Source organism: Aequorivita sediminis (genome assembly GCF_032080575.2).
Classification (GTDB): Bacteria; Bacteroidota; Bacteroidia; order Flavobacteriales; family Flavobacteriaceae; genus Aequorivita; species Aequorivita sediminis.
Map to the genome: position 1 here is coordinate 643,931 of NZ_JAVLSO020000001.1, position 13,426 is coordinate 657,356.

Below are 13,426 nucleotides of genomic sequence, written 5' to 3' on the forward strand. Positions count from 1 at the left end.
ATTTTTTAAAATTAGTTTCCAAAGTTATAGCGCAGGGTAAAGCCACTGCGGATAGTTGTTTGAGGGAATGCAGTTGAGATTGCATACTTCGAGAAAGTATGATCGTAATAGAATAAAGCCGTTAGGTTTTTACTCAAGGCATAATCCATGGTCAACTGAGCGCCATACATAGTTTGTCCTGCTGTGGTTTGACTATTCTCAATATCTAAATATCTTATTATTGTAACATTATCTCTTCTTGTAAGGTCTATCTTAAAGTTAAGATCACTACTCATAACCGATTTCTTACCTCCAAAATTAGTTGCAATGCGCAAATCTTTAATTCGGTAACCTAGTCCTACGGTATATTCATTTCCTCTAATTTCTGTAAGCAGATTGTTGGCAAAACTTAGTGCAAGCGCTCGGTCTTTACGTACTTCTGCTAAAATTTTAACCGAATTCTTCATCTCAAAATCCATTCTTATTAACGGAGAGAACTGTTCGGTTAAGTTAACATTAGTTAATAAAGTTTTCACTTTAAAATTACCCGATTGATCTACGGCTTCAGGATCTGCTTGATTGTAATCTAAATTAGATTGGAATTGGTTCACAGTATACCCAGCTCTATATCCATGAGCCAGTGAAAAACGCTTGAAATTTTTCTTGAACCAAGGCAACCTCATTAATCCAGTATATTTAATATCCCAGTTTGGAAGTGGGACATCTCTAAAGATACCCGTACTTTCTTTATCTGCTTTATTTCCTTTATAAGCTGCAAGGAATGCTGGTAATAATACATCCTGACTATTTCTTCCGAAACCTACTGGGAAACCATCTTCAGTTCTAGGAATTGGTGCTCCTTGATAATGGTCTTCAGCAAGTCTATTGGCAATAATTAAACGATTGTTTCTAAAATCTTCAAACGCAGCCGAATTGGTTTCATCACTCGTAGAAAATGCTGTTTTAATCAACATTGTTGAAATATTGAAGTTACCAAATGTATTAGGCGTTAAAGAGTTATAAAGCCCATTTTCAACAATGTAATTTTCAGAATAGTTTTCAGAATACACTCTACTACCATTTACATCAATCGTTAAATCATTGAATGGTGTTAGGTTGGCTTGAATATCTAATTGACGGCTAGTAGTTTCAGTATACTGCTCGTTAAATTCAGGATACAGTGTTAACCAACCTTTACGAGCTGCCAATTCGCGAATTTCATTCTGACTACCAAATACAAATCCTGTAGTTGGTTTTAAAGTTCCAATAAATCCAACTGAAGGTGTATATCCTGGTAAGTAAATACCATTGTTTTCTTTATAGCTAAGTTGAATTTTCTTTAATGAAGTTGCAAGTCCAATTAAAGTATTTACAGCTTTATCTCCAGTATTTAAACCTCCTTCACCAGCTCCTGCTGCACCTATACCCATTACATTAGGATTTTCAGTCGCAGCTAAACCTAGTCGGCCAGACTTTTCATCTTTATTGCTCTTGCCATCTAACCCAGTTCTACCCTCTCTTTCACCAGCTCTTCCTGTTTTAATATCTCCTTCACCAGGTTCAGTTCTTCGCTGTTTACTTTTCTTTATTTTAGTTAAACCAATATATCTGTAAAAACCAGTCATATCAACACTCGAATTGATTTGATGTGTGCTTGCATTCTGAATAGAATTCCCTAAATCATAGTTATTAGTTGAACCATCAGATAGCATTACAGGTATATTATTAAATAAGTTACTGCTAGCTTGCCACTGATAATCTCCAGTATATGAATAAGTCGCTCTTATAAATTTCAAGAACGGAAACTTACTAAACGGCAAGTCGTAATTCACTTGAAGTGACTGGAAGTGTTGATTAGGATTTCCTACATCGAAGAAACCATCCCACACTCCTACATTGTTATTGACGTTACCCTCATCATCAAGATAATTGTTTACAATCATATTGTTTGTTGACGTGAAGTTGAATCGCAATGACTTAGTCAAATTATGATTAATAGTGTACTGCCAATCAAATAAGAAGTTACGCTGATACAATGTAGGCAATCCAATATTCCCCTCGATAAAGTTAATATCTCTAAATTTTTGCTCGTTATACTGACGCGTAATATTTGAACCAACTGAAATATTAGTCGGCAAATAGTTAAAGTTTAAGTCCTTTAAGAACTGCCAATATTTTCCTCTAAAAATTGAGTCGTTCTTTTTAAATGGCTCTATTGGTTTAGCTTCAAAATTGTAATTGTACGTTGCACCTACTCTTACATTTTGTTCAACAGCGTCTTCAACTTCAAAATCGTGGTGATCTGTTTGATTGTAAGAGAATGATCCTGTAAAATTTTCTATGTCGTAAACTTTAGGCTTAGATTCACCAGTACGTTCTTTACGAACACCTATAAAATTAACACTTTGACGTTTTGTATAATCTACTGCTTGCTCCTTAATTCTATCGTGTTCAGCATCACTTACTGCATTATCCAATCTTGTTTGAAGTTCGATATCTTGGAATTCAGGGTCGTATTGTGGTGTAATAAGCTCTTCCGATCTTCCATAGTTAAATGGCAATTGCACACCCCACTTTTTAGGTAATAACTGACCTAAATTCACATTGGTAACAACATCGTACTGTTGCACATCTTCTTTACTACGCTGGTTTGGACCTTGTTCTAATGAACCGAAACCAACGGTACTTCGTCTACCTGAAGCACTTACTGTTGCGAAGTCGGCAATATTAGCGTCAAGCGCAACTACTGCAGCCCAACCTCCTTGATTTTCTAATTCTGAAAGGCGTAATTCATTAAACCACACTTCTCCACTAATATCATTGGTTGTACTGTTTTTAACACCCAACATTATAGTACGAACATTTCCAAAACTTGGATTTCCTTTAATTCCAATGGTCAATTCATTTTCACCTCCAGATAAATCTCCACCTAGTTCAGACTCTGTATAATAAACTACTTCCGTGGCGTTTGCTGGAGTAAGGGTTTTTACTTGTTGTAGCAATTCCAATGGTAAATTTAATCGGTTTGCCAAGGGCCAGATGTCTTCGGCATTTCTCGCGCCAAAACTTGTTGGATTCAATGGTATTTGAACCTCGTAGTAGTTATCGGTTAAATCATTCCCCAATCTAATGAACGCCAATAAATCGCCATTAGTTAGTTCGGTTTCATTTTGGAGCGACTCCGCGTGAATAAACATTTCAAGATTTTTATATTGGCGCATATCAACATCAAAATTCTTGTAAACTGCGCGACCGTCATTCGGTTCTAATCCACCAACACGTAGTGAAAGCGATTGTTCGTTTTGACGAATGATATCGTTGTTATTGTTTAATTGCTCACGCTCTAGTCCTGGTGGTAATCTATACGGAATTGGTTCGCGGTTTTCGTTTTCTTCAATACTTACTGTAGTTACTTCAAAAAGCGTGTTGTCCAAAATTGGATCTTCCATAGTAACATCATCCAACGTTTTATCGAATCGCTTGTAATCTCCGCGCACTAACTCTAAAGTACCAAATCTTAAAACTGTGTTTTCTGCGAATTGAGACATAAACATTCTCATAAATCGGATAGAACGGAAATCTGTAATTCCGTTAATAGCTTGATCCGGCTCACTGATTGGAATTTTAAATTGAACCCAACGCACTGGAATCACACTATTGTTTTCAGTAGTAACTTCTAATTCTTTTACATCAGAAACATAGTTGTTGTTATCTCTATTCATCCCAGGGAACATAGGAACGTTATATTCGAAATAACTATTTACCGTGTTCATTGTATTATCTCTGTTGATGTCTTCAACATCAGGCTGCGCTGTACTACCTCTATTAGTATCTGTTACTTCTACTGGAGAGTTACCCTGAGTACCATTGTATCTCAAATACCTATCTAAGATATTTCCTTCTGCTTGGAGGAAGTATTGATAATCATCGTTTGCTGGATCTGCTAAGCCGGAAAATTGCGGAAATTCTGCGGCTTCTTCGGCATTGTTTAATCCATCTAATCCTATATCTTGATTAATTCGCTCCTGTCCCTCGGTATTGAAGGTGTAAACTAAAGATTGATTTGAAGGTACTTTACCCCAAGCTGTTGAAGTAGTATTTCCGGTTGAACCATCTTTAGGAAGTCCATTTTCATATTGTTTTCTTCCATCTTTAAGAATATCTTCCGAAATATTTCCAAGGTTAAAGTTTAGCATCCCACCTGGGTTGGTATTGTTTTCCTCATAAATAAAAGGATCCATTACCCAGAATTGAATATACTCTACATTTGAGCGCTCAAAATCTGTGGTTGTAAGTGGCCTCATTATACCTCCAAAATTATCTTCTGGATTAGGAAGTTCATTTGTTCCGTCTGCCGCTGGGTTGTAATTATACTCTCCACGACGAGAAGGATAGTAAGCTAAATCTAAGGTGAAAAGCGCTTGTGTTTGTCCCTGTATAATATCTTGATTTGGGAATATTTCATCTCTAAACACCCTTCTTGAGAATGGAGAAGAAAGGTCTTCATCATTAATTCCGTTTGGACGTTGTGTACTATAAAAAATAGGATCAATGGTATACCACGCTAACTTAGCACGCTTGAAGTTATAAGACAAATCATTATTAATAACTTCTCCTCCAAATCCTACCGGAGTACTCGCTAAGAACCAGCTTGAAGGACTACTAATATCGTTTGCTGTTTGTGAAGACTCAAAATCATCTACATAAACAGTTGTTTTCCCACCAAAGTCAGAAACTTTTGGAGCTCCTGGGCTCAAGTAAGCAAATTCACCTCGTAACGAAACGTTTGACTCAACATCGGTATCGATGTTTGGTAGGTGATTAACCATTCTTGTTAAGAAAGGTACTTCGGTAGAATAAGTTGCATTTATACCATATACCGTGTTGTTGATAGGTTCTACACCATACGATGATTTTTGAGTTAGCGGACGCTCATTTAAGTTTAAATACGTAGCCCCAATCATAAATTTATCACTGAATTTATGCTCGACATTTAAACCTGTAAAACGCTTACTTTGTTGACCAAAAAGGGAATTGTTTTCAGTGCTAATAGAAATTGGCGTTTTGCTGTTTAATAAACTTGGGTCTATAATTTTAACTCTACCTAATTGATAGTTTACTGTATAATCTACACCTTCAACCAAAGTACGACCTCCTGCGGTAACAGTAACGGAACCTTGGGGAATGTTAAATGCCCCAATAGGAATACCATCTGCCCCCGTAGATTTATAACTACCTTTTAGTTGGAATTTATTTTTCTCACTTTCTAATTGTTCGGCTCTCGTTTTTGTAGAAGTATATAGCGATCTAAAAACGTATTTATGCTGGTTTGCGTTATACGTTTCGGGAATATCGTAGCTGGCAGGAGGAACTCCTGTAGTTGGCGTTTGGTTTAATTCATCGAATAAGTGCTTACCGAAAGGCTCTACAGTAGGGAATATAATTCGACCATTTTGTGAATCTACGGTTATTCCATCTAAGAAATCAAAGAAACCATCCCCACCATTTTGAGGATCGTTGTTAAAGTTAAGTCGATCTAAATTAAATACTCTAAGAAGAATTTCATCTTTTACATCTTCAGGAAGTTGCGCATAAGGATGACCTGGCGATGCTTGCGCTTCAGTAATAAAGTTTAAAGGAGAAGGATCTGTATAGAAAATATTCAATTTAAAATCTTCCTTTTCAAGTTGGTAAGCTCCAATTGGATAGATGTTTTTCATCATCAAGTCCCAAATCGGTTCGGTTACGCTAGTAATATTACTCTTTAGAAGCTTTACTACTAAGTTTTGCGCCATTCCAACTTCATTGGTACCTCCCGGAGGATTGCTGCCTCCTAATTCTCTTGGTCCTCCATTCGCTTCAACCCCGTCGCTTGAAAACTCTCCAACTTGGTAAACCTTTCCATTTGCAGTAAATTGATAAGAAACCGCAAGAACTTCATCGTTTGATAAACTTTGATTTAACGAGATATATCCTAATTCAGCGTTTAATTTGTATTCGCTCTGATCTAGTCTTCTCGCATTCTCAAGCGTAGCATAATCGATACCTTCACTTACTTGAACTCCAGAAAAACCTTGCCCTACAGTAGCAACATCTCGAATAGCAGGAGTTAGTAAAGAAGATGCTCCACCATTTATTCCAAATGGGTTAAAATCGTTATTCGCATTGTCTGGATATGCATTTCGTCCTACATTAATAAATCCTCCTGGAGGAGCGTTTAATCCAATATTTAAAGGATCGGATTCCCCAATATCCTGAATTGCAACAATATTTCTTACATTTTCAGTACGAGAGGTACGGTTTGTAACCCATACTTCCATACGTGTTACTTGTACATTACTATTTACAAATGGATATTGTGCCAATGCACGGTCGTAGTTATCTCTAAAATAATGTGCTAAGAAGAAGTGTCGGTTTTCGTCGTAATCTAGTGCGTATAATTCAAAATCGGTGACTGTAGCTCCACCTTCTGCAGTTACAGTTCGCGATTCAGATTTTTGTTCGGAAAACACTCCGGTTATAGTTGTTTTACCAAATTGTAGTTGTGTCTTTACACCAAAAAGACTCTGTGCTCCTTGAATTAAAGAACTATTCAGCGGCATACTAACATTACCAACTTCAATTTTTTGAATAATATCGTCTTCCGTTGGAGTATATTCAAGTTTTATTTGGTTTTGGAAGTCGAAAGTACTTTGCGTATCGTAGTTCGCATTTACCTGAAGTCTTGTTCCAACTTTCGCTAAAAGGCTTAAGCTGATTCGCTGGTCAAAATCGAAAGAAAAATTTGTGCGATTTCTCGGTGAAAAAGATGGGTTATCTTGCTTTGTATACAAAACTCCAAGATCCATTTCAACAGAACCTTGAGGAATTACTTCAATTGAGGTACCTCCAAATACAGTTTCAAAGAAGTTTGAATTCACATAAAACGTTGGAAGCAAGTTTTTCTGCTCTTCTTCAGAACCTTCTTTTCGTCCATCAGCAGCGTCGATTTTCTGCTTGAAGTACGATTTCATTTGCTCCTTTTGAATTAAATCTTGATATTCTTTAGGCGTAAGAATAGTTGGATAATTTATATTAAAACCACCTAGAGTTTGCGAATAAATATACCTATCGGTAATTGGGTCGTATGTGTATAAATCCTGGATGCTGGTTGGGTTGGGAAGTATCATATTCCCCATTTCATTACCAACTGCGGTTGAATCTTGTGCTAGCGAAGAGTTGCTAACCAAAATGATACTTAATACTGCTAAAAGCTTGAAAAAGCTACCCTTGTAAACGTAATTTTTTGCCTTCAAATTTTATAAATTTTTTAAAGCTTGTTTAATAATCAATTCTACCGAAGCTTGTGGTGTTTCCTTAATAATAGCATCCACAATCTTTTCAGCCTTTTTGCGAATAAAACCTAGTGTCTCCAAAGCAGATAACGCTTCATTTTTATTCGTATTGCTTGTACCGGCAGAATTTCCTGACAAACCGTACACTTTTAAAATTTTATCTTTTAAATCCAACACTACTCGCTGAGCTGTCTTGGCTCCAATTCCTTTAACCGACTGTATAACTGCAATATCATTCTGCGCAATAGCATCAATTACTTGATCTGGGGATAATGACGAAAGCATAGATCTAGCAGTACTTGCTCCTACTCCTGAAACGCTAATTAACAATCTAAATATTTCTCGTTCTGCAACACTAGTAAAGCCATAAAGAATATGGGCATCTTCACGTACCTGCAAGTGAGTGAAAAGCTTTATATTTTCACTTGCGGGAATTTCGGAGAATGTATGCAAAGATATATTGATGAAATACCCTACACCATTGCAGTCTATCACTACGTCAGTAGGGTTTTTTTCAACTAATCTGCCCTGTATATGGGTTATCATATGTTAATAAAAACTAAAGGGTTCAAATATAGTATAATTATTTGCAACTGCCATTGGGGATTTTTGGAAATATAAATAACATATCAAGCTTAAAAACAAGGTAATTTGAATTATAAAATATCAACAATATCTAACTATTTTGTAGCTTTTATATACTTGCAAATAAAAAAGCATTGCTCTAAATCTAGGCAATGCTTTTTAATGTGTATAAACTATCCTGCAGAATTACAAAAAAAATATCGAAATCTAATTATAATTTACCTCGCTTCTCCTTCTGTTGCGCATCTACAACGGCAACGGCACTCATGTTTACAATTTCGTCTACACTAGCTTTCATCTGTAAAATATGCACCGGTTTACGCATTCCCAACATTATTGGCCCGATAGACTCGACACCATTAAGCTCTTTTAAAAGCTTATAATTACTATTTGCAGAATCTAAGTTTGGAAAAATTAGTGCATTTACCTTTTTCCCAGCCAATTTTGAAAATGGAAACTTTTTCTTTAATAGTTCTGCGTTCAAGGCAAAATCTGTCTGTAGTTCTCCATCCAAAATCATATCTGGATTAGTCTTGTGGATGATATCAACCGCTTCTCTAACTTTAGTTGCGTGAGGATCCTTTGAAGAACCAAAGTTTGCATACGAAATCATGGCTATTACAGGCTCCATACCGAACATTTTGATGGTGTAATTAGTCATACGTGCAATTTGCGCTAGCTCTTTTGCTGTAGGGTCAATATTTAAAGAGGTGTCCGATATAAATATTGGACCGCGTTTTGTGATCATTAAATTGGTTGTAGCAACCTTATTTACGCCATCAAATTTTCCTATAGTTTCAAAAACAGGTTTTACCACAAGTGGGTAAGAACGAGAAAACCCTGAAATCATCGCATCTACATCCCCTTCACTAACCATCATACCTGCAAAGTAATTACGCTCTGTCATTAACTTTTGAGCATCGTATAACGTAACACCTGTTCGCCTTCTTTTCATCCAGAATTTTTCAGCGTATTCATTAAATTTTTCAGGTTTTATGTCACTCTTAGGATCAATAATTTCTATATCGGCATCAAACTCCAATTGCTCCATATAGTCTTTAATAACATCTTTTCTTCCTAATAAAACTGGAATACCGATACCTTCTTCATATACAATTTGAGCCGCTTTTAATACGTCTAGATGATCTGCTTCAGTGTATACAATACGCTTAGGTTTTAGCTTAGCTCTATTGATTAATAAACGTATGGTTTTATTGTCGCTACCCATACGCTCGTATAGCTCATCTTGATACTTCTGCCAATCGGTAATTTCGTGTGTTGCCACTCCGCTTTCCATAGCAGCTTTTGCAACTGCAGGAGGAACAGCAGTTATTAACCTAGGGTCGAATGGTTTTGGGATTATATATTCTCTACCAAATGTGAGCCTCGTTTCACCATAAGCAATATTAACCTGCTCAGGCACTGGTTCTTTTGCAAGATCTGCTAGTGCTTTAACAGCTGCCATTTTCATAGCTTCGTTTATTTTGGTTGCCCGTACATCTAGCGCACCTCTAAAAATAAACGGGAAACCAAGAACATTGTTTACCTGATTAGGATGATCACTACGGCCAGTAGCCATTATTATATCTTTTCTAGTTTTTACAGCTAAATCATATTCAATTTCTGGGTCAGGATTAGCCATAGCAAATACAATAGGATTTGCTTTCATGCTCAACAGCATTTCTGGGGTTACAATATCCTTTACCGAAAGCCCCACAAACACATCTGCATCGTTCATAGCTTCCTCCAAGGTGTCTATTTTTCGATGAGAAGCAAATTCTGCTTTTTCGTCCGAAAGGTTTTCGCGATCTTCCCTAATTACACCCTTACTATCCAACATTACGATATTTTCAGCTTTTGCTCCGCATGATTTGTAAAGTCGCGTACAAGAAACCGCAGCAGCTCCTGCACCACTAATTACGATAACAGCATCTTCAATTTTCTTATCGGCTAATTCTAAAGCATTAAGTAATGCTGCTGCCGATATTATTGCTGTACCATGTTGGTCATCATGCATTACAGGAATGTTCAATTCTTCTTTCAATCTTCTTTCAATTTCGAAAGCTTCAGGCGCTTTTATATCTTCAAGATTTATTCCTCCAAAGGTTGGCGCTATATTTTTTACTGTAGCGATAAAGGCTTCAATATCTTCTGTGTCAATCTCAATATCAAATACATCGATGTCCGCAAAAATCTTAAACAGCAAACCTTTACCTTCCATTACAGGCTTTGACGCTTCAGGACCTATATTGCCCAATCCTAACACCGCAGTTCCATTAGAGATAACTGCTACTAAATTTCCTTTATTGGTGTATTTATATGCGTTTTTTAAATCTTTTTCTATTTCAAGACATGGTTCTGCAACGCCTGGCGAATATGCCAAGGAAAGATCACGTTGTGTAGAATAACTTTTAGTTGGAACTACCTGAATTTTACCAGGTTTTGGTTTTGCATGGTATAATAATGCTTCTCTACGTTTGCTTTGTTTGCTCATATTTCTTTACAACATTTATTTATATAAATCACCAATCAATAAATCTAGCGATAATACTCCAAAGGTACGAGTTTTGAAATAATCCGCAGTATGAATAGCTTTTTGGTTGTTATTAGTAATATTTAGAAATGTTTAAAATTTTAAAGCATAGAAAATGCTTAGCTTTCAATATTTTTGAAAAATTTTAATCCCAAAGGTGAAATTGAAAAAGCTTTTATTGCTAATAGCATTATTTTATACATCCTCCCAACTTTTTGCTCAAAACAAACAGACGGAAAAGGATAGCACTGGGATTTATCAAGAAATAGAGTCGTATTCTAAAAAGAGCAAGTTTACAAAAATGGTTCATCGCTGGCTGTTTAGATCTACTGCTAACAAATCTAAAGTTAAACCCACTTATAAAAAGAACCCTAAATATAAAAAGCACGAAGGGAAAATAATTCGAAAAATAATAATTAACACCAAGGATCCCTTTGGGTATTCTATGACTGATAGCACTGAAACTGCAAACAGTTGGCTAGAGAAAACTGGAAACAATCTTCATATTAAATCTAAACCTTTAGCTATTCATAATTTCTTGCTTCTAAAAGAAAACAAACCTTTAGACACTTTAATGCTTTTAGAAAGTGAACGTTTGCTTCGTTCACAAAATTACATTCGTGAGGTTAAGATTGAAACCCAAGAAATCTCTAATTCCAAAGACTCGATTGATGTAATTGTTACTGCCCTTGATTCATGGAGTTTAACACCTAAGGTTCAGCTTTCTGGGTCACAAACAAAATTCAAACTAAAAGAGCGGAACATTCTGGGTACAGGGCATCAGTTAAGATTAGAATTTTTAAAGAGATTGGATGATGGAAGCGACGCCTACAAAGCAAGTTATAGCGTTCCAAACTTCTTGAACACTTTTATAAGTGCAGATGGAAGGTATTCTATTGATTACGAAGGTTATTTTGAAAAAACTCTAGCACTCGACCGCATATTTTACTCACCATTAACCCGTTGGGCTGGTGGAGTATTTTTACAAGAACGATTTTTAGGTAGAGAATTAAAAAACGACACCGCAGGCTACGCAGTAAAAAACTTGAAATTTATTGCCCAAGATTACTGGGGTGGACATTCATTTCGGTTGTTTGAAGGTAACTCCGAAAGAGAGCGAACAACAAACCTTATTTTAAGTATGCGTGCCCTACTAGTAGATTATAAAGATATCCCTCCTATTGAATACGATAGCATCCGCTTCTTTTCCGATGAAAAATTTTATCTAGCAAGTATTGGAGTAGCCTCTAGACAATTCGTAAAAGACAATTATATCTTTAAAGATGGAATTACCGAAGATGTTCCGGTAGGCTTAGTCTATTCTATTACTGGGGGAATTCAGAATAAAAACAATAAAAACAGACCTTATCTTGGAGCGAAAATAGCCTATGGCAATTATTTTAAGTTTGGTTTTTTAGGCACCAATTTTGAACTTGGAACATTCTTTAATGATGCACATACTCAGCAAACTGTATTCAATTTTGAGGCCACCTATTTTTCGCCCCTACTACAACTTGGTGACAAATGGAAAATGAGACAGTTTGTGAAACCTCAATTTGTAATAGGAATGAATCGTCTAGAATCGGAAGTGGATAGGCTAAGCCTTAACGAGCGAGGTAATTTTAACGGTGCATACGGTAACCTTTATTCCAATTATAGAAATGGAGCCATTCACGGCTTCGATGCCTCAATTGTAGGAACTCAAAAATATGTTCTTGCCTCGCAAACACAATTTTACTCACCCTGGGAGCTCTTAGGTTTTAGATTTAATCCATTCGTGAATGTTACCCTAGGAATGCTTGCAGAAAGTAATAGAAGTTGGAAACGCAACCCTATCTACTCATCCTTTGGACTAGGGTTTATAATTAGAAATGACTATTTAGTTTTTAGTTCTTTTCAATTATCATTTGCTTATTATCCTCAAATACCTGGACAAGGAAACAACATCTTTAAATCTAATGCTTTTGAAAGTGAAGACTTTGGCTTCCAAAACTTCCAAATTGGGAAACCTAGAACTGTTATCTACAATTAGCCTACAACTCAACTTCTTTCTCCTGAAGAAGAAATCAATCTTTTAAAAATTGAATGTTTCTTGTGAGTCCAGTGTACTTTGTTCGTTTTACTGCACTCTTTTTAAATATTTTACGAAAAACGTCTTCAGTGATTTCCTCCCAATCTTTTTTCGTCATAGAAAGTAATTCCGGATGGGGATTAAAAAGTGGTTCGTTATGTGGTTTACTAAAACGATTCCAAGGGCAAACATCTTGACAAATGTCACAGCCAAACATCCAATCTTCAAATTTTCCTTTTTCTGAAATAGGAATTTCATTTTTCAATTCGATAGTAAAATAAGAAATACACTTGCTGCCATCTACAACTCTATCTGCTACTATAGCATTTGTAGGACAAGCATCAATACAAGCGGTACAACTGCCACAATGGTCTGTAACAGGATTATCGTATTCCAAATCGAGATCGACGATTAATTCGGCTATAAAATAAAATGAACCAGATTGTTTCGTAAGCAAATTACTGTGTTTTCCTATCCACCCTAATCCACTTTTTGCAGCCCAAGCTTTATCTAATACTGGAGCAGAATCGACGAAAGCTCTTCCATTCACTTCACCAATTTCTGCCGATATAAAGTGCATCAATTCTTTGAGTTTATCTTTTATCACAAAATGATAGTCTGTGCCGTAGGCATATTTTGAAATCTTATATGAGTCAGGGTTTTGAGTTTGAGATGGGTAGTAATTCAGCAATAAAGAAATCACACTTTTAGAACCAGGCACTAAAACAGTAGGGTCTAGTCTTTTATCGAAATGGTTTTCCATATATCCCATTTCGCCATTCATATTATTTTTAAGCCATTTCTCTAACCGAGGCGCTTCTTTTTCAAGAAAAGCTGCTTTGCTTATACCACATGAAAGGAACCCCAAGCGTTTTGCTTCGGATTTTATTAACTGTGAATATTTTGCTGCATTCCCCATCAAAT

General features: G+C 36.1%; 5 protein-coding genes. 1 reads left to right on the forward strand and 4 read right to left on the reverse strand.

Annotation, left to right across the window (positions count from 1 at the left end; genetic code table 11):
- Positions 1–11: 11 nt before the first annotated feature.
- From sov to RT250_RS02995, 3 genes are all read right to left on the reverse strand, one after another.
- On the reverse strand, positions 12–7,274 hold the full coding sequence (gene sov / locus RT250_RS02985; RefSeq protein ID WP_313111991.1) for a T9SS outer membrane translocon Sov/SprA: 7,263 nt from the start codon (positions 7,272–7,274) through the stop codon (positions 12–14).
- A 3-nt stretch (positions 7,275–7,277) separates the two neighbouring features.
- Positions 7,278–7,859, reverse strand: a complete 582-nt coding sequence (gene ruvA, locus RT250_RS02990; protein ID WP_313111994.1) for a Holliday junction branch migration protein RuvA — start codon at positions 7,857–7,859, stop codon at positions 7,278–7,280.
- 250 nt (positions 7,860–8,109) lie between these two features.
- Entirely contained in the window at positions 8,110–10,392 is a 2,283-nt protein-coding gene (locus tag RT250_RS02995) for an NADP-dependent malic enzyme (RefSeq protein WP_313111996.1), read from the reverse strand.
- A 202-nt stretch (positions 10,393–10,594) separates the two neighbouring features.
- Between RT250_RS02995 and RT250_RS03000 the strand changes: the two genes are divergently transcribed.
- Positions 10,595–12,463: a hypothetical protein gene (locus RT250_RS03000; RefSeq protein WP_435373065.1), complete on the forward strand. Its 1,869-nt coding sequence runs from the start codon at positions 10,595–10,597 to the stop codon at positions 12,461–12,463.
- Positions 12,464–12,497: 34 nt separating this feature from the next.
- Here the strand turns inward: RT250_RS03000 and queG are convergent, their stop codons facing one another.
- Positions 12,498–13,421: a tRNA epoxyqueuosine(34) reductase QueG gene (gene queG / locus RT250_RS03005; RefSeq protein ID WP_313111999.1), complete on the reverse strand. Its 924-nt coding sequence runs from the start codon at positions 13,419–13,421 to the stop codon at positions 12,498–12,500.
- Positions 13,422–13,426: the final 5 nt, after the last annotated feature.